The organism is Thermobifida sp., from assembly GCF_017577275.1.
Lineage (GTDB): Bacteria > Actinomycetota > Actinomycetes > Streptosporangiales > Streptosporangiaceae > Thermobifida > Thermobifida fusca.
On the sequence record NZ_PITY01000023.1, the window covers coordinates 210,855 to 233,261 of the forward strand.

20 protein-coding genes are annotated in these 22,407 nt (G+C 68.4%); 11 read left to right on the forward strand and 9 right to left on the reverse strand.

Going from position 1 to position 22,407, the window contains the following annotated elements:
• The first annotated feature begins 45 nt into the window (after positions 1-45).
• The 3 genes from CW348_RS11990 to CW348_RS12000 all read left to right on the forward strand — a co-directional run bounded on the left by CW348_RS11990 (position 46) and on the right by CW348_RS12000 (position 2,681).
• Complete coding sequence (locus tag CW348_RS11990) at positions 46-675, forward strand: hypothetical protein (protein WP_011292966.1); 630 nt, start codon at positions 46-48, stop codon at positions 673-675.
• A gap of 221 nt (positions 676-896) precedes the next feature.
• Positions 897-2,228, forward strand: coding sequence for a UDP-glucose/GDP-mannose dehydrogenase family protein (locus tag CW348_RS11995; protein ID WP_104612873.1), 1,332 nt, complete (start codon positions 897-899; stop codon positions 2,226-2,228).
• A gap of 36 nt (positions 2,229-2,264) precedes the next feature.
• Positions 2,265-2,681: a CoA-binding protein gene (locus CW348_RS12000; RefSeq protein WP_011292968.1), complete on the forward strand. Its 417-nt coding sequence runs from the start codon at positions 2,265-2,267 to the stop codon at positions 2,679-2,681.
• A 66-nt stretch (positions 2,682-2,747) separates the two neighbouring features.
• Here CW348_RS12000 and purE read toward each other — a convergent pair whose 3' ends face one another.
• Positions 2,748-3,281 carry a 5-(carboxyamino)imidazole ribonucleotide mutase gene (gene purE, locus CW348_RS12005; protein WP_104612874.1) on the reverse strand — a complete coding sequence of 178 codons (534 nt, stop codon included), beginning with the start codon at positions 3,279-3,281 and terminating at the stop codon, positions 2,748-2,750.
• Positions 3,278-4,435, reverse strand: a complete 1,158-nt coding sequence (locus tag CW348_RS12010) for a 5-(carboxyamino)imidazole ribonucleotide synthase (RefSeq protein ID WP_104612875.1) — start codon at positions 4,433-4,435, stop codon at positions 3,278-3,280. The genes purE and CW348_RS12010 overlap by 4 nt, the downstream gene beginning before the upstream one ends.
• A gap of 107 nt (positions 4,436-4,542) precedes the next feature.
• Here CW348_RS12010 and CW348_RS12015 point away from each other — a divergent pair, with 107 nt between their 5' ends.
• The 3 genes from CW348_RS12015 (at position 4,543) to CW348_RS12025 (ending at position 7,226) form a co-directional block, all read left to right on the forward strand.
• On the forward strand, positions 4,543-5,010 hold the full coding sequence (locus tag CW348_RS12015) for a GtrA family protein (protein WP_011292971.1): 468 nt from the start codon (positions 4,543-4,545) through the stop codon (positions 5,008-5,010).
• Between the two features lie 237 nt (positions 5,011-5,247).
• Positions 5,248-5,916: a response regulator transcription factor gene (locus CW348_RS12020; protein WP_011292972.1), complete on the forward strand. Its 669-nt coding sequence runs from the start codon at positions 5,248-5,250 to the stop codon at positions 5,914-5,916.
• Positions 5,917-5,942: 26 nt separating this feature from the next.
• Positions 5,943-7,226, forward strand: a complete 1,284-nt coding sequence (locus CW348_RS12025) for a HAMP domain-containing sensor histidine kinase (RefSeq protein ID WP_038044118.1) — start codon at positions 5,943-5,945, stop codon at positions 7,224-7,226.
• A gap of 15 nt (positions 7,227-7,241) precedes the next feature.
• Here the strand turns inward: CW348_RS12025 and CW348_RS12030 are convergent, their stop codons facing one another.
• The 4 genes from CW348_RS12030 to CW348_RS12045 all read right to left on the reverse strand — a co-directional run bounded on the left by CW348_RS12030 (position 7,242) and on the right by CW348_RS12045 (position 12,683).
• Complete coding sequence (locus CW348_RS12030; protein ID WP_011292974.1) at positions 7,242-7,871, reverse strand: MBL fold metallo-hydrolase; 630 nt, start codon at positions 7,869-7,871, stop codon at positions 7,242-7,244.
• Between the two features lie 97 nt (positions 7,872-7,968).
• Entirely contained in the window at positions 7,969-8,979 is a 1,011-nt protein-coding gene (locus tag CW348_RS12035) for an adenylate/guanylate cyclase domain-containing protein (RefSeq protein WP_011292975.1), read from the reverse strand.
• Between the two features lie 182 nt (positions 8,980-9,161).
• Positions 9,162-10,001 (reverse strand): biotin--[acetyl-CoA-carboxylase] ligase, encoded by an 840-nt coding sequence (locus CW348_RS12040; RefSeq protein ID WP_104612876.1) that lies wholly within the window; start codon positions 9,999-10,001, stop codon positions 9,162-9,164.
• An 81-nt stretch (positions 10,002-10,082) separates the two neighbouring features.
• Positions 10,083-12,683: a phosphoenolpyruvate carboxylase gene (locus tag CW348_RS12045; RefSeq protein WP_219821492.1), complete on the reverse strand. Its 2,601-nt coding sequence runs from the start codon at positions 12,681-12,683 to the stop codon at positions 10,083-10,085.
• Between the two features lie 251 nt (positions 12,684-12,934).
• Between CW348_RS12045 and CW348_RS12050 the strand changes: the two genes are divergently transcribed.
• The 4 genes from CW348_RS12050 (at position 12,935) to CW348_RS12065 (ending at position 18,230) form a co-directional block, all read left to right on the forward strand.
• Complete coding sequence (locus tag CW348_RS12050) at positions 12,935-14,539, forward strand: acyl-CoA carboxylase subunit beta (RefSeq protein ID WP_011292978.1); 1,605 nt, start codon at positions 12,935-12,937, stop codon at positions 14,537-14,539.
• The gene (locus CW348_RS12055; protein ID WP_011292979.1) at positions 14,539-14,784 is read left to right on the forward strand and encodes an acyl-CoA carboxylase subunit epsilon; all 246 of its coding nucleotides are present in this window, start codon (positions 14,539-14,541) and stop codon (positions 14,782-14,784) included. The genes CW348_RS12050 and CW348_RS12055 overlap by 1 nt, the downstream gene beginning before the upstream one ends.
• A 99-nt stretch (positions 14,785-14,883) precedes the next feature.
• The gene (locus CW348_RS12060) at positions 14,884-16,647 is read left to right on the forward strand and encodes a biotin carboxylase N-terminal domain-containing protein (RefSeq protein ID WP_011292980.1); all 1,764 of its coding nucleotides are present in this window, start codon (positions 14,884-14,886) and stop codon (positions 16,645-16,647) included.
• Positions 16,648-16,943: 296 nt separating this feature from the next.
• A complete protein-coding gene (locus CW348_RS12065; RefSeq protein WP_011292981.1) occupies positions 16,944-18,230 on the forward strand; it encodes a hypothetical protein in 1,287 nt (428 codons plus the stop codon).
• Positions 18,231-18,326: 96 nt separating this feature from the next.
• Here CW348_RS12065 and CW348_RS12070 read toward each other — a convergent pair whose 3' ends face one another.
• Positions 18,327-19,709 carry an NAD(P)H-quinone dehydrogenase gene (locus CW348_RS12070; RefSeq protein ID WP_011292982.1) on the reverse strand — a complete coding sequence of 461 codons (1,383 nt, stop codon included), beginning with the start codon at positions 19,707-19,709 and terminating at the stop codon, positions 18,327-18,329.
• Between the two features lie 175 nt (positions 19,710-19,884).
• Between CW348_RS12070 and CW348_RS12075 the strand changes: the two genes are divergently transcribed.
• On the forward strand, positions 19,885-20,334 hold the full coding sequence (locus CW348_RS12075) for a gamma-glutamylcyclotransferase (RefSeq protein ID WP_104612877.1): 450 nt from the start codon (positions 19,885-19,887) through the stop codon (positions 20,332-20,334).
• 369 nt (positions 20,335-20,703) lie between these two features.
• On the opposite strand, the gene CW348_RS12080 is transcribed toward CW348_RS12075, so the two are convergent.
• Together CW348_RS12080 and CW348_RS12085 are read right to left on the reverse strand one after the other, a co-directional pair.
• Positions 20,704-21,276 carry a PH domain-containing protein gene (locus CW348_RS12080; RefSeq protein ID WP_011292985.1) on the reverse strand — a complete coding sequence of 191 codons (573 nt, stop codon included), beginning with the start codon at positions 21,274-21,276 and terminating at the stop codon, positions 20,704-20,706.
• Complete coding sequence (locus tag CW348_RS12085) at positions 21,273-22,376, reverse strand: adenosine deaminase (protein ID WP_011292986.1); 1,104 nt, start codon at positions 22,374-22,376, stop codon at positions 21,273-21,275. The genes CW348_RS12080 and CW348_RS12085 overlap by 4 nt, the downstream gene beginning before the upstream one ends.
• Positions 22,377-22,407 lie beyond the last annotated feature (31 nt).

Genomic DNA, 22,407 nt, shown 5'->3' on the forward strand with positions numbered 1-22,407 from the left:
CTCCCGGTGGTAGGGAGAGAGAACACCGGTTGTTAAGGAGGGCCCGTGGTACGCCACCTGCTCGGTCTGCTCGCCGGAGTCGCGGTCACCCCGCTGCTGTGGGTCGGCGTGGCATGGGCGGGCGATCAGATCGCTCGACACGCCGCTGGACAGGAGTCCAGCGTCCCGCTGCCCACCGCCTGCGCCGTCCTGATGGGGGTCGGCCTGCTCGGCGCAGTCCTCGCTGCAACCCGGTTCTCGCCGCTTGCTGCGTTCGTCTCCGGCGGAGTGCTTCTCGGCGGCCCCCTGTGGGCGCTCCTCGACCCCGGCTCGCTGACGCAGCTCCTCCCGGCGTGGCTGGTAGGCTCCGACTCGCTGGTCCATCCGCTGGGCCCCGGGCTGCCGCTCTTGTGCACGCTCGGCACGCTGCTGTTCCTCTCCGCGCTCGTGCCGTCCCGATGGCGTTCGCGAAGCCAGCCCTGGTCCGAGGAGGTGTACCCGCCGCTTCCGCCCCCGGCCCGGGAACGCGGCCCCACGCCGACCCCGCCGCCTCCCGCAGACCCGCCTCCCGCCTCCGACCAGGCCGACGACCTGGCTACTCGGACGACTCTCCCGTTCCGCCGCGGCGAGGACGGCATCCATCCGCTGGCGGGGGATGACGACCATCACACTCGGGTGTTCGGCGACGGACGGTAAACCACGGTCCTGCCTCACCAGACGCTGTCCAATTTCTTGCAGTCTGTTGTGCTGTGCGGGAGTTCGACAGGGTTCAAGCCGACTACCGTGTTGGGATTAACCGCCCCTCGTGCACGCCAGTGAGCGGTCGTGGCGGCACGTGACCCGGAGGGGGCCCTGGGGCGGTGGAACAGCCCGCAGATAGCATTCCTAGGCCGGTCGGTGAGGAAGGACTGATTCCATTGGCGGAGAAGCAGCGCCTCAGAATCGCGGTGCTCGGCACCGGATACCTCGGAGCGACCCACGCCGCGTGCATGGCGGACCTGGGGTTCGACGTCCTCGGGCTCGACACGGACCAGAGCAAGATCGCAAGCCTCTCCTCCGGTCGGGTGCCGTTCTACGAACCGGGTCTCGAAGAGGTGCTCAACCGCAACCTGGCCGCTGGCCGGCTGCGCTTCACCACCGACTACGCCGAAGTCGCGGCCTTCGCTGACGTGCACTTCATCTGTGTCGGGACCCCGCAGCAGGCCAACTCCAACGCAGCCGACTTACGGTATGTCGACGCCGTGGTCGACACGCTGGCCCCCCTGCTGACTCGGCCCGCCGTCATCATCGGAAAGTCCACGGTGCCGGTGGGTACCGCGGCCCGCCTCGCCGCCCGGTTCCGGGCCCTCGCCCCCGCGGGTGAAGCCGTGGAACTGGGTTGGAGCCCGGAGTTCTTGCGGGAAAGCCACGGGGTGGAAGACACGCTCAACCCGAACCGGATCGTCCTCGGCACCGACTCCCCCCGGGTCGAGCAGGTGATGCGGGAAATCTGCGCCAGCCAGATCGAACGGGGCATCCCGTTCCTGGTCACCGACTTGCAGACCGCGGAACTGGTCAAAGTCTCCGCCAACGCGTTCCTCGCCACCAAGATCTCCTTCATCAACGCGATGGCCGAGGTGTGCGAAGTGGTGGGCGCGGACGTGATCCAGTTGGCCAAGGCGCTCTCCTACGACGACCGGATCGGCGGCAAGTTCCTCGGCCCTGGCCTGGGTTTCGGCGGCGGCTGCCTGCCCAAGGACATCCGCGCGTTCATGGCGCGCGCCGACGAGCTGGGAGTGGAATCGGCCCTGTCGTTCCTGCGCGAGGTCGACGCCATCAACCAGCGGCGCCGTGCCCGCACGATCGACATCGCGCGCGGCCTCATCGGCGGGAGCTTCGCCGGACGCACCGTCGGTGTGCTGGGCGCGTCCTTCAAACCGAACTCCGACGACATCCGGGACTCTCCCGCACTGGACGTGGCGGCTACGATCAACTCGCTGGGCGCCCGGGTCACGGTCTACGACCCGGAGGCTTTGGAGAACGCCAAGCGCGCCTACCCGCAGTTGAACTTCGCGCACACGATGCTGGAAGCGGTCCGGGACGCCGAAGTGGTTCTCCTCCTCACCGAGTGGGCCGAGTTCCGGGATGCCGACCCGGACGAGCTCGGCAAGGTGGTGGCTGAGAAGCGGATCGTGGACGGCCGCAACGCGCTGGACCCCGACTACTGGCGTTCCCGCGGCTGGACGTACCGGGCTCTTGGGCGCCCGTGACCGGCCCGTTGCTGTTCCGCACGAGGGGGACACGGTATGGCACAGCTCAATGATCCGGAAGCGATCCGCCGGCTGCTCGTGGACACCGAGGTGTGGGCGATTGTGGGGCTGGGCGCCAATCCGCACCGCCCCGCCTACTCGGTGGCCCGGTTCCTGCAGGAGCGCGGCAAACGGATCGTGCCGGTGCACCCCACCGCGGCAACAGTGCACGGTGAGCGGGGGTACGCCTCGCTCACCGACATTCCCTTCGACGTGGACGTGGTGGACGTGTTCCGCCGCTCCGCAGAGGCGGGCGCGGTTGCCGACGAGGCGCTCACCCGGCCTGAAGTCCAGGGCGTGTGGTTCCAGTTGGGAGTGGTGGATCCTGCCGCTGCCGACCGGGTGCTGGCCGCGGGGCGCACCATGGTGATGGACCGCTGTCCCGCGATCGAATGGCCGCGCCTGGTGGGATGAGCCCGGCCGACGAGACTGCTCGATCCAGGGCCGGGCTCGGAATGTCGCTGGGCGGGTGCTCCGGGCTCAGCGGGCGCCGAAGCCGAACGAGGAGCCTTCCGTGAGTTTGCGGCGCAGCCGCTCCCCCTTGGCTTTGGCCTGCTGGTTGAGGTCGTCCTGGAAGTCGGCCATCTTCGCGCGCAGCTCCTCGTCGTGGGCGCCGAGGATCCGCACTGCCAGCAGGCCCGCATTGCGGGCCGCGCCCACCGCCACCGTGGCCACCGGGACTCCCGCGGGCATCTGCACGATGGACAGCAGCGAGTCGAGCCCGTCGAGGTACTTCAGCGGGACCGGCACCCCGATGACCGGCAGCGGAGTGACCGAGGCGAGCATGCCCGGCAGGTGGGCTGCCCCGCCGGCCCCGGCAATGAGGACTTTCAGGCCCCGCTCCGTTGCCTGGGAGCCGTAGGCGATCATCTCGTGCGGCATCCGGTGCGCCGAGACCACGTCAACCTCGTAGGGGACACTGAACTCGTCCAGTGCCTCGGCTGCCTCTTCCATGAACGGCCAGTCGGAGTCGCTTCCCATCACGATGCCGACGGCGGGCGGGCTCTGGCTCACTGTGCGTCTCCCTTGAGGTAGGCGGCGGCAGTTCTAGCTCTCTCCAGCAGGGCGTCGGGGTCGTCCCCGACCACGGTCACGTGTCCGATCTTGCGGCCGGGCCGGACTTCTTTGCCGTAGAAGTGCACTTTCAGCTCCGGGTCCCGGGCCATGACATGAATGTAGCGGTTGAACACGTGGGGGTCGTGCCCGCCGAGCAGGTTCGCCATCACCGTGAAGGGGGCCACAGTGCGCGGCGACCCCAGGGGCAGGTCCAGGACGGCCCGCAGGTGCTGTTCGAACTGCGACGTGCAGGCGCCGTCGATCGTCCAGTGGCCGGAGTTGTGCGGCCGCATCGCCAGCTCGTTGACGACGACACCCGTGTCGGTTTCGAACAGTTCCACGGCGAGCAGCCCCACCACGTCCAACGCAGCGGCCAGTTCGATGGCGAGCTCCTGGGCGGCCACCGCCCGGTCTTCGGACAGGTGGGGGGCAGGAGCGATCACTTCGTGGCAGATTCCGCCGCGCTGCACGGTCTCCACCACCGGGTAGGCCGCGACCTGGCCGTAGGGGGAGCGGGCGACCTGGACCGCGAGTTCCCGGCGGAACGCGATCTTCTCTTCGACCAGCAGCGGGACCTGCTCGCGGGCGGCGCGCTCTACGACGGCCGCGGCCTCTGCTGCATCGCCGACTACCCACACGCCTTTGCCGTCGTAGCCGCCGCGGGCCGCTTTGAGCACCACCGGCCAGCCGGTCTGCCCGGCGAACTCGGTGACCTCGTCCAGGCTGGTGATGCCGCGCCACCGCGGGCAGGGGGCGCCGAGTTCGCTCAGCCGGGTGCGCATGACCAGCTTGTCTTGGGCGTGGTGCAGCGCTTCCGGGCCGGGGCGCAGCACGATCCCGGCGTCGTGGAGTTCCCGCAGCACCGGCTGGGGGACGTGCTCGTGGTCGAACGTCACCACGTCGCTGTCTTTGGCGAAGGCGAGCAGGTCGTCGCGGCCCCGGTCGTCGCCGAGGTGCACGTCGGCGACGACCCGCGCCGCACTGTCGGTGGGGCGGGCCGCCAGGACGCGGAAGTCCACGCCCAGCGCGATCGCCGCCTGGTGGGTCATCCGGGCGAGTTGGCCGCCTCCCACCATGCCGACGACGGGGACGGTCCGGTTAGTCTCGCTCACGGCTGCCTCACCTCTCGTTCACGGATACTGGGGTGCGGCCCCGCTTTCCACCGACGCGGGAACCCGGAAAAGTCTAGTAATCCTCTTGGTTCAGATCGGAACGGCTCGTGCGGTTGCTCTCCACGGTGTACCAGCGTTTCGCCCAACTCATCCACGAGCTGGCCAAATTCGGCGTGGTCGGCGCGGTGGCCTATGTGACGCAACTGGTCGCCACCAACGTGTTCTGGTATGCGCTGGGCCTTCCGGAACTCGTGGGGCAGGCGCTGGGCACGGTCTGCGCCACCGTGGTGGCGTTCCTCGGCAACCGGTTCTGGACGTTCCGGCACCGTTCGCACGGCCATCTGCTGTGGTCGTATGTCATGTTCTTCGGGTTGAACGCGGTGGGGTTGGGGATCCAGGTCGCCTGCCTGTGGTTCACGATCGCGGTCCTCGGGCTGGACGGCCCGCTGGCACGGAACATCGCAGGCAATGTGGTGGGGGTGGGCCTGGGCACCCTGTTCCGGTTCTGGAGCTACCGCCGGTGGGTGTTCCGCGCCCCGCACCGGGTGTCTGCCGCAGAAGCGGAGCAGGGGTAGCCCTATTCACTCAATTTTTCGTAAAAAGGTTTTTACTTACTTTCGACAAGGCCAACAACAAAAAGGATTATTTGCTCAGTAAACTTCTTTTTTCACAGAGCCGCTATCTCTAGGACCAGAGGACTGCGCGAAATAGGCAACACCTGGCGAAGACAGGAGTTGCACATTTTTAGGAAATCTCTGGTCCATCGGCGAGCGTAACCCGAAAATCTCTGCGAGAGTCTTACGATCAGTGCTATGACCTGCGTTTTGCTGGCCGAAGACGATGCTTCGATCTCTGAACCGTTGGCCCGCGCGCTCCGGCGGGAAGGATATTCAGTCGACGTCACCGTCGACGGTATGGAAACACTCGACCGTGCCCGTAGCGGCGACATCGACCTGCTCGTCTTGGACTTGGGATTGCCCGAACTGGACGGGCTCGAAGTAGCCCGGCGGCTGCGTTCCGAAGGGCACGGAACTCCGATTCTCATCCTCACCGCCCGGGCCGACGAGGTGGACACCGTCGTCGGACTGGACGCGGGGGCCGACGACTACGTCACCAAACCCTTCCGCCTGGCAGAGCTGCTGGCCCGGGTCCGGGCCCTGCTGCGCCGCGGCGGCGGCGAAGTCCCCGTCGTCCACGGGGTGCGCATCGACACGGACTCCCGCCGGGCCTGGCTCGGCGACCGCGAACTGCAACTGACCACGAAAGAGTTCGACCTGCTGCGGGTCCTGGTCCGCGAAGCGGGCAAGGTGGTCACCCGGGAGCAGATCATGCGGGAGGTATGGGACACCAACTGGTGGGGGTCCACGAAAACACTGGACATGCACATTTCCTGGCTGCGCCGGAAGCTCGGCGACGACGCCAACCAGCCCTCCTACATCACTACGGTGCGGGGGGTCGGCTTCCGGTTCGAGAAGGAGTGAGGCGCCCGCGGCGTTGACGAGGCACTATGCGCAGGAGGATGCTGTTCTCCACCCTCGTGGTGGCCATCGTCGCGGTACTACTGCTCGGGCTGCCCTTGGGGGCGCTCACCTACCAACAGGTGAACAACGCGAACATCGACCAACTCCAGCGGGAAGCCGAGATCATCGGCACCGAGGTGGACACCCAGCTCATGCGCGAGGGCCGCGTCGACGCCGCCTACTTCGCCAAAGTCTACCCCCAGCGGCATATCCAGATCACTCCTAGCGGCTCCTCCACCGTGGTGACCGGAGGCTGGGAGTACGATCCGCACGCTTCCGACGCGCCTGCAGCGCTCAACGCGACTGTGGTCTCCGCCAGCGGAGCCTCCATCTCGGTGTGGCGGGACACCCGGGGGGTGCGCGAGGAGATCATCAGCGCCTGGTTGGGGATCGCTTCCCTGTCCCTGCTGGCGATCGGCGTGGCGGTAGGACTGGCGATCTTGCAGGCGAGACGGCTCACCCTGCCGCTCGTGGACTTGGCGGCAGCCGCAGAACGGCTCGGTTCCGGATTCATCAGCCCCTGGGGGCACCGCTACGGCATTCCCGAAGCCGACGCCGTGGCTGAAGTCTTAGACCGCAGCGCCGAACGCATCGCCAGCCTGATCTCCACTGAGCGGCACTTCGCTACCGACGCCTCCCACCAGTTGCGCACTCCGCTGACCGCGCTGTCGATGCGGCTGGAAGAGATCATCGCTGAAGCAGACAAACCCGATGTGGTCCGCGAGGAGGGCGAGGCCGCGCTCGCCCAGACTGAACGGCTCGTCGACATCGTGGAAAGCCTGCTCGGACGAGCCCGCCGCACCCAGAACCCCAAACTGGAACCGGTCGCGATCGACGATGTGATCGAGCAGTTCATGGAAGAGTGGCGGCCGGTGTTCACCCAGGCCGGGCGGAAGATCCAGCTCGCCGGCCAGCCGGGGCTGACCGCGATGACCGTGCCCACCGACCTGGCCCAGATCCTGGCAACCCTCGTGGAGAACGCCTTCAAGCACGGGGCTGGCACGGTGACTGTCCGCCGCGTCGAAACCGGACAGTCCGTGCGGATCGAGGTGAGCGACGAAGGCGAAGGGATTCCGGAAGACCTCGTCCCCCGCATTTTCGAGCGTGAAGTGACGAGCGGCAACGGCACCGGACTGGGGTTGGCGCTGGCTCGGCACATCGCCGAGTCCGAAGGCGCCCGGGTGGAGTTCATCCAGTCCAAGCCGACGACGTTCGCGCTCTTCCTCCCCCCGGGCCGGGCCACTCTGGCGCGGACCACGGGGCCTGCCTGACCCGCCGCTCCCGTCTCACTCCGCTTGGGCTGCCCAGGCGGAGATCGGGGCCGCGGCGCCGTGCCCGGAGTAGACCGTGGTCTCCGGCGGCAGGGTGAAGAGGCGTCCCGCCACCGAAGTGCGGAGCGTCTCCGGGTCGTCCGGAGCATACTCTCCGCTCGCGCCGTGCCCGAGCAGGGTGTCACCGGTGAACACGGTGGCGAGCGCAGGCACATACAGGCAGACCGAGCCAGGGGTGTATCCGGGGGTGTGCCGCACCTCCAGTTCAACCGCACCGATCTGGAGGACTTCCCCGTCCAGCAGGGGCGCATCCGGTTCGCGGCGGGGGTGGCGCCGGTACCACAGCGGCAGGTCAGCCGGGTGGAGCAGAATCGGTGCGCTGGTGAGGTCTGCGAGGGTTTCCGCTGCGTTCACATGGCTTTCGTGGGCGTGCGTGCACACGACTGCCATCAGTTCGCGGTCACCGAGACCGCGGGAGATCGCCACCGGGTCGTGCGCCGGGTCGATCACGATCGCGCCGCGGTCGTCCCCGATGATCCACACGTTGGCGCTGCCTTCCCGGGTCCGGGCTTCGGGAGGCAGCACTCCCGAGGTGACGACCCCGCTGACCGTGACGGGAACTGCCGTGTCAGGACTGTCGGTCATGGGATGTACCACCGCTTTCCGTCGTCTCACGGCACCGCGCGGGCGACCTCTTCGTTCAAGGCCTTCCCGGCAGCCGTGGGAGAGTAACGCGGCGGGGTCACCCGCGTGCGGCCGCTGCCGACCCGAAACTGCGCCGCAGCGCGTAGGGCTGGAGCTGCCCCAGGCCGTGCGCGTGGCGGGCGCGCACCGCTACGACCTGGAAGCCCTCTTCGTCTTTGAGCTGGGCGGCGAGGGCCTCGTCGATGAGGACCGTGCCGGGGCGGGCGAAGGAGGTGAGCCTGCTGGCCCGGTTGACCGTGGTGCCGAACACGTCGCCGAGGAGGGCCAGCACCGGACCGTAGGCCACTCCGACCCGCACGTCCGGCACTTCGACGTGGGTTTTGACGCCGGCGGCGAGCTGCAGGGCGATGTCCGCGGCCGAGCGGGCGTCGTCGGCGACGTAGAGGATCTCGTCCCCCAGGGTTTTGACGATCCGGCCGCCGCAGGAGGCGACGATGTCGGCGGAGGTCGCTTCGAACCCCTCCACCACGTCGGCGAGGGCGACCTCGTCCAGTTCCCTGCTGAGCGTGGTGAAGGAGACCAGGTCCGCGAAACCGACGATGAGCGGAAAGTAGTGGGGGGAAGCGTCCTCGCTCTGCTGTTCTTGGACTGCCAGGCTGCGCGAGACAGCCGCCACGAGCTGGCGGCGCCACACATGCAGCAGCAGGGTCTCCATGTCGGGCAGCAGCTCTTTGGCGAGCCCCACCAGCGGTCCCAGATGCCCGTCGGTGTCGACCTCCGGTTTGTACGACAGGGTGGTGAGGATGCTGGTCTGCCATTCGGCGAGGCGGATCATCGTCTGGCCCATGGCGCGGGCGAGACGGATAGAGGCCTCTTCGGTGAGGAGACCGTCGCGGATCAGCCGGGCGGTGACCCGCATCGCCTCGACATCGCTGTCGGTGTAAGCGGGAACGTCGTCCTCGCGGGCAGCGAATCCCAGCGCCCGCCAGATCCTGGCGGCGAACTCAGGCGAGGTTCCCGCGAGTCGCACCACCTCATCACGGGTATACCGCGCCTCGCCTCCCATGAGGACGGCTTCGGTCTCCTTGGGGTCAGGACGAGACGGCATGGGTTCTCTCGTATTCGAGGTCGGGGCGGTAGGGGTGACGCCCGCTGGACATGGGTGAGCCGACACCCCTCCTAGCGAGGTGAGGCGCGCATGACTGTCGGTTTAGCCCTTCTCGGGCTTCCCCGTCAAGAAACACCTGCTTGAAGGGCTGCGGGCCGGCGGATGGGCGAAGCGGGAGGTGGTCAGGGGCCGGCGAAGCGGACGTGGACGACGTCTCCCACGGTCAGGGCGTGGTCGCGACCGCCGTCGGAGCGTACCTGGAGTCGCCCGTCCGTGTCGATCCCCATGGCCGTACCCTCCACCACGCTGTTGCCGGGGAGGTGGACGCGCACCTGTTGACCAAGAGTAGAACACACAGAACGATACTCCGCGGTCAGTCCACTGCGCTCAGCGTCCCCATCGTGCTCGACCCAGCGGGTGTAGCGGTCCGCGAACGCCTGCAGGATCGCGCAGAGCAGGAGGCCGCGGTCGACGCAGGACGCTCCGGCGAGCGCCAGCGAGGTGGCCGTGGGCACGGGGAGTTCCGCCGCGGTCTGGGTGACGTTGAGCCCTGTGCCGATCACCACGGCCGGCCCGGACGGGCCGAAGACGGCTTCGGAGAGGATGCCCGCAATTTTGCGGTCTTGGGCGAGAACGTCGTTGGGCCATTTCACCTGGGCGTCGACCGCGGCGACCCGCCGCACCCCGGCGGCGGTCGCCGCCCCCATGAGCAGGGGCAGCCACCCGTAGCGGGCGGACGGGACCGTGGGGCGCAGCAGGACCGAGAAGGTCAGTGCGGCCCGCGCCGGGGTGTGGAACGACCTGCCGAGCCGGCCGCGTCCCGCGGTCTGGTGCTCGGTGACGAGCACCGTGCCCGCGGGAGCGCCCTGCCGCGCCTGGGCGAGCAGCTCGGTGTTGGTGGATCCGAGCGACGGCACGACGTGGACGCTGGTCCACAGCGCTCCCGGCTGGACCAGGGCCTGGTGGAGCGCCTGCTGGTCCAGGGGCGGCCTGCTCAGGTCGGAGTGGAGCGAAGAAGGCATAGTCCCATTCAAGCAACGGCGAAGCCGCCTTCCCCCGCAGGGAGAGGGCGGCTTTGCCATGGAATTGCCGCAGCTCGGCGCTCACCCAGTGTTCTGGAGCCCTGCGGCCACACCGTTGACCGAGAGCAGCAGGAGCCGTTCCAGGTGGTTGCGGTCCTCCTCGGACAGCCGGTCGGCTTCCCCGGTGCGCAGGGCTTCCAGAGCACGCAGCTGCAGGTGCGAAAGGGCGTCCACGTAGGGGTTGCGCAGGTCGACCGCGCGGGACAGCACCCGGCGGTTCTCGAGGAGGCGGGTGTGCCGCGTGACTTTGAGGACCAGTTCCCGGGTGCGGTCGTATTCGGCGAGGACCTGTTCGGTGAGCTCTGGACGCCCGCCCAGCGCGAGGTAGCGCTCGGCGATCACCCGGTCGGTCTTGGCCAGGCTCATCTCGGCGTTGTCCAGCAGCGAGGCGAACAGCGGCCACTCCTTGTAGGCGGTGTGCAGCGCTTCCAGGTCGTCGACCGCGGCCAGGCCGCTGCCGAGCCCGTACCAGCCAGGCAGATTGACCCGGGTCTGGGTCCAGGCGAACACCCACGGGATAGCGCGGAGGTCGTCGAGGCCGCGGGCAGCCGAGCGGCGCGCCGGACGCGACCCCAGCCGCAGCTCACTCAGCTCCTCCAACGGGCTGACCCGGGAGAACCACTCCGCGAACCCTTCAGTGTCGACGAGGGCGCGGTAGGCGGCGTGGGCGGCTTCGGCGATGCGGTCAGCCATACCGCGGAACCGGGCGGCTGCCTCGGCGGCTCTCCGCTGCACGCTTTCGGTGGAGGCCATGAGCACGGCGTGGCCCACCTGTTCGATGTGGCGGTGGGCGATCGCCCGCTGACCGTAGCGGGCGAAGATGACTTCGCCCTGCTCGGTGACCTTGAAGCGGCCGTCCACCGATCCGGGGGCCTGGGCGAGGACGGCCCGGTTGGCGGGCCCGCCGCCGCGGCCCAGGGCACCGCCGCGGCCGTGGAACAGGGTGAGTTTGATGTCGTGCTCGCGCGCCCATTCGGCCAGCCGCGCCTGGGCGTCGTAGAGCCGCAGGGTGGCGCTGACCGGGCCGACGTCCTTGGCGGAGTCGCTGTAGCCGAGCATGACTTCCATGCGGCGGCCGGTCTGCTCGAGGCGGCGCTGGACGGCGGGCAGGCGGAGCATGCCGTCGAGGACCTGGGGGGCCGCGTCCAGGTCGGCACCGGTTTCGAAGAGCGGGATGACGTCGAGGATGGGCGCCTTGCCCGGGGGCATGGCGTGCTCGGCGAGCTCGTAGACGGCGGCGATGTCGTCAGCGGACTGGGTGAAGCTGACGATGTAGCGGCGGCATGCTTCCACGCCGAACCGCTCCTGAATCCAGGCGACGACCCGCAGGGTGGCGAGGACTTCCTCGGTACGTTCGGACAGTTCCCCGCCAGCGCGTATCTCCTTGAGTGCGGCGGCGTGGACTGCGCTGTGCTGGCGGATTTCCAGTTCCGCGAGGTGGAAGCCGAAGGTTTCGGCCTGCCAGATGAGGTTTTGGAGTTCGCCGTAGGCTTGGCGCACAGCGCCCGCGGCAGCAAGCGACTCTTGGACGGTCCGCAGGTCGGCGAGGAACGCTTCCGGGTTGGGGTAGCCGAGGTCGGCGTTGCGCAGCCGGGTGGCGCGGAGCCGTTCCGCGGCGAGCAGCAGGAGCTGGCGGTGGGGTTCGTTGGGCGAGCGCTTGATGATCTCCTGCATCAGGCGCGGGTAGGCAGCCCGGGCGCTGCTCAGCGCGGCGCGCAGTTCCGCGCTGGGCGGGGTGAGGCCGGTGTACTCGGTGTGGGTGCGGCCGATGCGTTCGCAGGCGTTTTCCAGGGCGCGCAGCACGTGCTCGGACTGGATGGTGATGGCTTCCCGCGTCACTTCGTGGGTGACGAAGGGGTTGCCGTCGCGGTCACCGCCGATCCAACTGCCGTAGCGGACGAAGGCTTTCGCCAGCGCGGGGCGCCGTCCGCAGCCTTCGGGGTCGAGCGCCCGGTCGAGGCTGCGGTAGACCTCGGGGATGACGGTGAAGATGGTCTCGTCGAAGGCGGCCATGGCGGTCCGCACTTCGTCGAGCGGGTCCATCTTCGTATAGCGGAGCTGTGATGTTCGCCACAGCAGGTCGATTTCTTCGAGGAGTCTGCGACGCGCCTCGGCTTCGGCGCCGCTTCCCGGGTGGGCCGCGTGCAGGCGTTCCAGTTGGGCACTGATGCGCTGGATCGCGGTGGAGACGGCGCGACGGCGCGCTTCGGTGGGGTGCGCGGTCAGGACCGGGTGGAATTCCATGCCCGCGATGAGTTCGCGCAGCCGCTCTGGCCCGGCGTCTTCGCGGATGGAGTGCACTGCGGCAGCCAGCGATTCGCGCTGCGGTTTGGCCGCGTCGTCGCGTTCCCGCAGGGCGCGCATACGGTGGTGCTCTTCAGCCAGGTTGACCAGGTGGAAGTAGACGGTGAAGGCACGCGCCACCTGCTTGGCGCGTTCCAGTGGCCACGAGGCGACGAGCTCGGTGATCTCTTTGCCCTCGACCGTCCCCTCGCGAGCTCCGATGACGGCGCGGCGGAGTCGTTCCACATCGTCAAGCAGGTCTTGACCGCCACTCTCGGCAAGTACGGTGCCGAGCATTTCGCCGAGCAACCGGACGTCGCGGCGAAGCTGGTCGGGCATCTCCTGGCGGGCGCTGTCGCGTGTCATGGCACAGACGATACCCAGATTGGTCTACTCCACTTGAACGTAGGGGTGTTCTTTTTATCGCGCAGCGTAGGCACCTCGAGCGATAAACATGAGAACTGTTATCATCAAAAGAAGTCCCGTGGAGACGGAATGTGCCAGGTCAAAGACCCGCGCACCGACACCACCGATGAGTAACCCGTATCTCCCCAGTTGAACGAAGAACCGGACTAATACTCTGAGGCCTTATGGCGACCCAAGCCCCTGAACCGCTGCCCGCGGACCAGATCGACATTCGCACCACCGCGGGCAAACTCGCAGACCTGCAGCGACGCCGCTACGAGGCGGTCCACGCAGGCTCCGAACGAGCCGTAGCAAAACAGCACGCCAAGGGCAAGATGACCGCCCGCGAGCGCATCGACGCCCTGCTCGACCCGGGCTCCTTCGTGGAGTTCGACGCCTTCGCGCGTCACCGGTCCACCAACTTCGGCTTGGAGAAGAACCGCCCCTACGGCGACGGCGTCGTCACCGGCTACGGCACCATCGACGGCCGGCCGGTCGCCGTGTTCAGCCAGGACGTCACCGTCTTCGGCGGTTCCCTCGGCGAGGTCTACGGCGAGAAGATCGTCAAAGTCCTCGACCATGCGCTCAAAACCGGCTGCCCGGTCATCGGCATCAACGAAGGCGGCGGCGCGCGCATCCAAGAGGGCGTGGTGGCGCTGGGCCTCTACGCCGAGATTTTCAAACGCAACACCCACGCCTCCGGGGTCATCCCCCAGATCTCGCTCGTCATGGGGGCAGCAGCAGGCGGCCACGTCTACTCGCCCGCCCTCACCGACTTCATCGTCATGGTCGACCAGACCTCCCAGATGTTCATCACCGGGCCCGACGTCATCAAGACGGTCACCGGTGAAGACGTCACCATGGAGGAGCTGGGCGGCGCACGCACCCACAACACCAAGTCGGGCGTGGCCCACTACATGGCCTCCGACGAGCACGACGCCCTGGAGTACGTCAAGGCGCTGCTGTCCTACCTGCCCTCCAACAACCTGGACGAGCCGCCCGTCGAACCCGTCCAGGTGACCCTGGAGGTGACCGAGGAAGACCGGGAGCTGGACACCTTCATCCCCGACTCGGCCAACCAGCCCTACGACATGCGCCGCGTCATCGAACACATCGTGGACGACGGGGAGTTCCTGGAAGTCCACGAACTGTTCGCGCAGAACATCATCGTGGGCTTCGGCCGGGTCGAAGGCCACCCGGTGGGTGTCGTCGCCAACCAGCCGATGAACCTCGCGGGCTGCCTGGACATCGACGCCTCCGAGAAAGCCGCCCGGTTCGTCCGCACCTGCGACGCCTTCAACATCCCCGTGCTGACCCTGGTCGACGTCCCCGGCTTCCTGCCCGGAACCGACCAGGAGTTCGGCGGCATCATCCGGCGCGGCGCCAAACTGCTCTACGCCTACGCTGAGGCGACCGTCCCCCTGGTGACCATCATCACCCGCAAAGCGTTCGGCGGCGCCTACGACGTCATGGGCTCCAAGCACCTGGGTGCAGACATCAACCTGGCGTGGCCGACCGCGCAGATCGCGGTCATGGGAGCCCAGGGTGCCGTCAACATCCTGCACCGGCGTACCCTCGCCGCCGCCGACGACGTCGAAGCGACCCGCGCCCAGCTCATCGCCGAATACGAAGACACTCTGCTCAACCCGTACAGCGCGGCCGAACGGGGCTACGTCGACAGCGTCATCATGCCGTCGGAAACCCGCACGTCCGTCATCAAAGCCCTGCGTGCGCTGCGCGGCAAACGCAAGCAGCTCCCGCCCAAGAAGCACGGGAATATCCCACTCTGATGACCAGCGACCACACCCAGCCCACTCCCGCCCCCTTCCTGCGGGTCGTGCGGGGCTCCCCCACACCTGAGGAGACGGCGGCGCTCGTCGCAGTCCTCACCGCCCGCGCCCGGGCCATCCAGGCCGCCCGCAGCCGGGCCGCGGGCGCTGCCCCCCGCTCAGGCTGGCGCGACCGCGCCCGGTTGCTCGGCGTGCCGCCGCGGCCCAGCCCTGACGCCTGGCGCCGCAGCTTCCACCCGGGATAACCCGCCGGCCCCTCTGCCCGCACCCCGCTGCGGGCCTGCAGCCCGCAGACTTGCCCACGGCATCGACGCCCGATGCCCCTCCAGGAGGAATGTTCGACCGTGCGTAAAGTTCTCATCGCCAACCGAGGCGAGATCGCTGTCCGGGTGGCGCGCGCCTGCCGGGACGCAGGCCTCGGCAGCGTCGCGGTCTACGCCGAACCCGACATCGACGCGCTCCACGTCAAAGTCGCCGACGAAGCCTACGCCCTCGGCGGGCAGACCCCCGCCGACAGCTACCTCGACATCGACAAGATCCTGGCGATCGCGGCCAAGTCGGGGGCGGACGCCGTCCACCCCGGCTACGGATTTCTCGCAGAAAACGCTGACTTCGCCCAGGCCGTGATCGACGCTGGACTGACCTGGATCGGCCCTCCCCCCGAGGCGATCACCGCCCTGGGCGACAAGGTCAAGGCCCGCCACATCGCGCAAAAGGTCGGCGCGCCGCTGGTCGCGGGCACCCCGGACCCGGTGTCCGGCGTCGACGAAGTGCTGGCCTTCGCCGAGCAGCACGGCCTGCCCATCGCAATCAAAGCCGCGTTCGGCGGCGGTGGGCGCGGCCTGAAGGTCGCCCGCACCATGGAGGAGATCCCCGACCTGTACGAGTCGGCGGTACGTGAAGCAGTCACCGCATTCGGCCGCGGCGAATGCTTCGTGGAACGCTACCTGGACCGGCCGCGCCACGTGGAGACCCAGTGCCTGGCCGACGCCCACGGCAACGTGGTCGTGGTCTCCACGCGCGACTGCTCGCTCCAGCGCCGCCACCAGAAGCTGGTCGAAGAGGCCCCCGCCCCCTTCCTCACCGACGAGCAGGTGGAACTGCTGTACTCCTCCTCCAAGGCGATCCTGCGGGAGGCCGGCTACGTCGGCGCGGGCACCTGCGAGTTCCTGGTCGGCGCCGACGGCACCATCTCCTTCCTGGAAGTCAACACCCGCCTGCAAGTGGAGCACCCGGTCACCGAAGAAGTCACCGGTATCGACCTGGTGCGGGAGATGTTCCGCATCGCAGCCGGGGAAGAACTGGGCTACGACGACCCTGAGGTACGCGGCCACTCCTTCGAGTTCCGCATCAACGCCGAAGACGCCGGCCGCAACTTCATGCCCGCCCCCGGCACGATCACGTCGATGCGGCTGCCCGGCGGACCGGGCGTGCGCGTAGACACCGGCTGCGAGCCCGGTTTCACCGTGCCGCAGGCGTTCGACTCGATGGTGGCCAAGCTCATCGTCACCGGCCGGACCCGCACCGAAGCCCTGGAGCGGGCGCGGCGCGCCCTCGCCGAGTTCGAAGTCGGCGGCATGCCCACCGTGATCCCGTTCCACCAGGCGGTCGTCCGCCACCCGGCGTTCGCCCCGGCCGACCCGGAGCAGCCGTTCAGCGTGCACACCCGGTGGATCGAAACCGAATTCGACGGGGTGATCGAGCCGTTCTCGGGCGACGTGGAGCAGACCGAAGCCGCGGAACGGGAGAAGGTCACCGTCGAAGTCGACGGCAAACGGCTCGAAGTGGTCCTGCCTGCCGGCTTGGGTGCGGACCTGTCCGCTTCCGCCCCCGCGAAGAAGTCGGGCAAACGCGGCGGCTCACGGAAGAAGTCCGCGGCAGCGGTGAGCGGCGACGCCCTGGTCAGCCCGATGCAGGGCACGATCGTCAAAGTCGTGGCTTCCGACGGCCAGGAGGTTTCGGAAGGCGACACGATCGTCGTCATCGAAGCCATGAAGATGGAGCAGCCGTTGACCGCGCACAAGTCCGGTACCGTCACCGGCCTGTCGGTGAGCGCCGGCGAGACCGTCGGAAACGGCGCGGTGATCTGCGAGATCAAAAGCTCCTGACCCGTAGCGCTCCTCACCAGGCCGGGCGGACCGTCCAGCGGCCCGCCCGGCCTGCGCGCACTCCCGCCCGAGGTGGATGTCCTCTCGCCCTGGCCGCCCTGGGCCCGCAGCGAGGAAGATAGACGCCACGAGGTAAGGCTCCCCCGCTCCCTCGCACGGGCGCAGCAGCACAACCGCCCGGCACGGCTCCCGCCGGCTTTTCCGAGCTTGCGCGGTCATGGACCGCCCGCGCGGGAACCCAAACCCCCACCCCATTCGTCGTCATAGGTGAGAGAGGCGAGAGGAACGGACGGATCATGGTGCGCCGACTAGCAATCACCACACTCGCCGCGGTGGCCGCTGCCGCCGTGGCTGCCGCACCCGCATACGCGGACCCCAGCGTGGACGAAGTCGCCGACGCGCTGAACAGCTCCCACGTCTACATCGACCCGGACGCCACCGGTGTCACCGACCGCGACGCGGAACTGATGAGCCAGGCCGCGGAGAACGTCGACACCCCGGTCTACTTTGTCGTCTTCCCCGAAGAAGAGTTCACGTCGCAGGCGGAGCTCGGCTCCTTCATGGCGGAAGTGCAGCAAGACGTCGGCGACGGCTCCTACCTGGTCTTCATCGGCAACACCACCGCGGCTGACTCCACCGTGCTCTCTCCCTCCGATGTCGCCGCGGCCGAGGAGGCCGCCCAGCGGATGAGCACCGTCCCCGACGCAGCCGTGGCTTTCGCCAACGAAGCCGAAGCCCAAGCGGACGCGGCCGCAGCCTCGGGCATCTTCGGCATGGTGCTGCTGGGCCTGTTCATCCTCGCCATCGTCGGCACCGGCTTCTTCCTCTACCGGTCGAAGAAGAAGCGGGAAGCCCAGGCAGCCCGGGAGCTGGCGGAAGTCAAGAAGGCTGTCGCCGAGGACGTGACCCTGCTCGGCGAGGACATCGCCCGCCTCGACCTCGACCTCAGCACAGCCGACGAGGCGACCCGCGAGGACTACGCCAAAGCGCTGAACGCCTACGACCGGGCCAAGGCGGAGCTGGAGACCATCACCCGCGCCGACGAGATCCAGCGGGTGACCAACGCTTTGGAAGACGGCCGCTACTACATGACCGCGACCCGCGCCCGGCTGGCGGGTGAACCGGTGCCGGAGCGCCGCGCCCCCTGCTTCTTCAACCCGCAGCACGGCCCGTCGGTGCGGGACATCGACTGGGCGCCCCCGGGCGGCGCAGTCCGCTCGGTTCCGGCATGCCAGGCCTGCGCCAGCGCTGTCCTGTCCGGCATGCACCCCGATGTGCGCATGGTCGACATGGGCGGCCGCCGGGTGGCCTACTACGACGCGGGCCCCGCCTATGCGCCGTACGCGGGCGGCTACTTCGGTATGGACATGATGATGGGCATGTTCACCGGCATGATGATCGGCAACATGATGGGCTCGATGATGGGAGCCAGCATGCTGGGCGCCGGTATGGGCGCTGGCATGGACGACTTCGGTGGTGACGACGGAGGCTTCGGCGACTTCGGCGGCGACGGAGGCGGTTTCAGCGACTTCGGCGGCGGCGGATTCGACGGAGGAGACTTTGGCGGTTTCGGCGACTTCTGACCGTCGGTCTCCGGCACACCAGGCAGCGTAGGGGTCTCGGCTGATCCGGCCGGGACCCCTTTCTCCTCGGGCAGGAGTCGCGCCCCGCGCTGCTCCCTATTCAGGGAAGCCCTGCATGAGGGAGCGGGCCGCCTCGGTCACGCTTCCCGACAGCGACGGGTAGACCGCGAACGTGTGCGCGACGTCGTCGACGGTGAGCCGCTGCTGGACCGCCAGGGAGACCGCGAGGATGAGCTCGCTGGCTCGCGGACCGACAATAACGCCGCCGAGCACGATCCCGGTGTGCTGGCGGCAGATGAGCTTGACGAAGCCGTCGCGCGTGTTGTGCATCTTGGCGCGCGGGTTGGTGGCCAGCGGCAGTTTGACGATGCGGCCGTCCACCCGGCCCGACACCACGTCGTCCTCGGTAGCGCCGACTGCGGCGAGCTCGGGATGGGTGAACACCGTGGAAGCGACAGTGGACAGGCGCAGCGGGGACACGGCAGCCCCGAGCGCATGCCACATCGCGATCCGCCCCTGCATGGCGGCCACGGAGGCAAGCATGTTGACGCCGGTGCAGTCCCCGGCTGCATACACCCCGGGGGTGGAGGTCCGCGACACCCGGTCGACTTGGACGAAACCCCGCTCGTCCAGCCGGATTCCCGCTTCTTCCAGGCCGAGGTTGGCGGTGTTGGGCACCATGCCGACCGTCATGAGGCAGTGGCTGCCTTCAATGACCCGGCCGTCGGTGAGCCGGACCAGCACCCCGGCATCGGTGCGGGTCACCGACTCGGCGCGGGAGTTCCCCAGCACGGTCATGCCGCGGCGGGCAAACACGTCTTCCAGCACGCGGGCAGCGTCCGCATCCTGGGTGGGCATGACCCGGTCCCGGGAGGAGACGAGGGTCACGTCGGATCCGAGGGCCTGGTAGGCGTTGGCGAACTCGGCCCCGGTCACTCCGGATCCAACCACGATAAGTTTCTCAGGCAGCTCGTTGAGGTCGTACAACTGCCGCCAGGTGAGGATGCGCTCACCGTCCGGGCGGGCCGTGGGCAGTTCGCGCGGATGCGCCCCGGTAGCGATGAGCACGACATCGGCGCGGATCCGCTCGTCGCCGACGGCGACGATGTGCGGATCGACCAGTCTGGCCTCGCCGATGATGATCTCGACGCCTTCCGTCCTCAGCCGGTTCGCGGTGTCGACCGACTGGGCTTGCGCCAAGCGTTTGACTCGCGCATTGACGGTTTTGAGCTCGACCCGGACAAGGTCTTTGTCCTCGGGTTCGTTGCCCACGTTGATACCCAGTGTCGCTGCCTCTTTGACGTACGAGGTGCGCACGGACGTGGCGATCAGTGTTTTGGAGGGTACGCAGTCGGTGAGTACGGATGCACCACCGATACCGTCGCGTTCGATGACCGTGACGTCGGCTCCCAGTTGCGCAGCGACGAGGGCCGCCTCGTAACCTCCGGGTCCGCCTCCGATAATGACGACCTTCGTCACGTCCCATCCACTCCTTAATGTTCTTCGGCCGCGAGGTCCGCTCGTGGTGGACACGCCCCAGCCGGGTAGGCCGCGGGCGCCGGTATCGCCTACTGGTCGGTGCCCTCCATTGTCGCGCATCCCCAAGCGGCGATTTGGCAGGCGCGAAAGGGAGAAGAGGTCGTAACATGGCCCCGTGCCCCTCTACGCCGCATACGCCACCACGCTCGACCCGGATCAGATGGCCAGGTGCGCGCCGCATTCCCCGCTGTGGGACACCGGGTGGCTGGAAGGTTGGAGGCTGACATTCGGCGGCGGCCGAGCGCAGGGCGACGGTGCTCTGGCCACCGTGGTGGAGGACGTGACGTCCAGCGTGTTCGTGGCGCTCTACGACGTCACCGAGCGGGACCTGCACGCGCTGGACAGCTGGGAGGGGAGCGACATCGGCCTGTATTCCAGGATCAAAGTGCGGGCAACCACCCTGTTCAACGGGGGGGTGACCGCGTGGATCCACATCCTCAACGACTACGAGGGCGGGCTGCCTTCCGCCCGGTACCTGGAGATGATCGCTTCTGCAGCGCAGAAGGCCGGAGCGCCGGCCGACTATGTCCAGGCGCTGCGTTCTCGGCCGTGTGAACCGCGGTAACCGGCTGCGCAGAGTTCCGGCCCCAGCTTTCGGAGGAGAAGCGCCACGCCCGCATGGTCGTGGCGGACGTCCGCCTCCCCTCCGAAAGCCGCGGAGCCCCGATCCGCCGGGTCGGCACCTGGCGCGGTGTGGCGAGCAGCATCCCGTGCCGAGATGTTTCCGCACCGGTGCCGTGCCGACGGTCTGTGACGCTGTACATCCCGGCGCTGATCCGCGCAACCCTTGCCGGGCTGTACTCACCGTTCTCGGGCGACCCGCGTTTCACCCGAGACAGCCGAGCGGTTGTGGTCCGCGCCCCACAACCACCCCGTTCTCTTTAGGCATGCCTAACCTAACCCGACTTGGGTGTGGGGGTCAAGGGGACGTCCATCACATCACGATCAGCGACGCCAGCCACAGCGCCACCGGAACCGCAAGAGACGCCACCGCATCCGGCGACCACGCCACGGTCGGCCCCGCCCCGGCACCTGCCCCCTTCCCCGCGCGGGCCTTGCGCTGCTCCGCCTGGGAGCGCAGCGTCCACGCCACCCGCTCGGCGGGACGCATCTGACGCGGGTCGTCCGGCCCCTCCCCGTAGCCGTTGAGCCGCCGCAGGTTCTCCCGCACCTCGGCGCGCTTGTTCTCCCGCACCGCCCACGAGCGGAACACCTGGTCGTCGGCGTGGACCCGCAGCACGTCGGAGACATCAGCCCACGTGAAAGCCGACCACGGCACAAAGACTTCCCGCAGCGGATTGACCAGGCGGACCCCGTCCTCGGTCGCCACCACCTTGGGGCGGATCGCCACCACGTAGGCCACCCCCACCGTGATGAGCAGGACCGCACCCGACACCACCGCGCTGAAATCCTTGCCCCGCACCACCAGGTCGACGAGCAGGAGCGCGGAGATCACCAGCCACGCCCACCCCATGAAGTGGGAGAAAGGCTGCCGGAACGTCGTCACCGCCCGCCCCACTTGAGCTGCGCAAACCCCGGCTTGATCCGGCCGTTGACCAGCACCAACCGCTCATCGAACGACGCGAAAGCCGACTTCATCGCGTTCACCGTGAAACTCTCCAAGTCATCCCACCCGTAACCGAACGTGTCCACCAGCGCGGCAAACTCGTCAGATAGCGTAATTCCTCCCAACAACCGGTTATCGGTGTTGACCGTGACCCGGAACCGCAGCCGGTGCAGCAGATGGATCGGGTGGGCTTCCAACGAAGGAGCCGCCCCGGTCTGCACATTCGAACTCGGGCAGATCTCGAGCGGGATCTGCTTGTCCCGCACATAGGAGGCGAGCCGCCCCAGCCGTGCCCCGTGCAGGTGCTCGTCCGCCGCCTCAATGTCCTCGACGACGCGCACCCCATGGCCTATCCGGTCCGCACCGCACCACTGCAGCGCCTCCCAGATCGACGGCAGGCCGGACGCCTCCCCCGCGTGGATCGTCAAATACGCGTTCTGCTGCCGCAGGTACGTGCACGCGTCCACGTGCCGACTGGGGGGAAAGCCCGCTTCGGGCCCGGCAAGGTCGAACCCCACCACGCCCTCGTCCCGGTAGCGCACCACAAGCTCGGCGATCTCCCGGGAGCGCGCCGCCTGCCGCATCGCGGTCAGCAGCGTCCGCACCTGGATCACCGCGCCGCGGTGCGCCACCCGCCGGACTCCCTCCGCGAACCCTGCCTGGACGGCTTCCACCACCTCTTCCAGGCGCAGCCCGCCGCGCAGATGCTGTTCTGGGGCGTAACGGACCTCGGCGTAGACGATCCCGTCTGCTGCCAAGTCCTCCACGCATTCGGCGGCGACCCGCTCCAACGCTTCCCGGGTCTGCATCACCGCGACCGTGTGCCGAAAAGTCTCCAGGTAGCGTTCGAGGCTCCCCGAATTGGCCGCCGCCACAAACCAGGCGCCCAGCTCTTCCGGGTCGTCGGTCGGCAAGTCGGTATAGCCGGCAGCATCAGCGAGTTCGACGATCGTCTGCGGCCGCAGCCCGCCGTCGAGGTGGTCGTGCAGCAGCACTTTGGGGGCGCGGCGGATCTGTTCCAGGGTCGGCTTAGCATCCATGGAAATCAGCTTCCCACCGGAACCGCGCCGC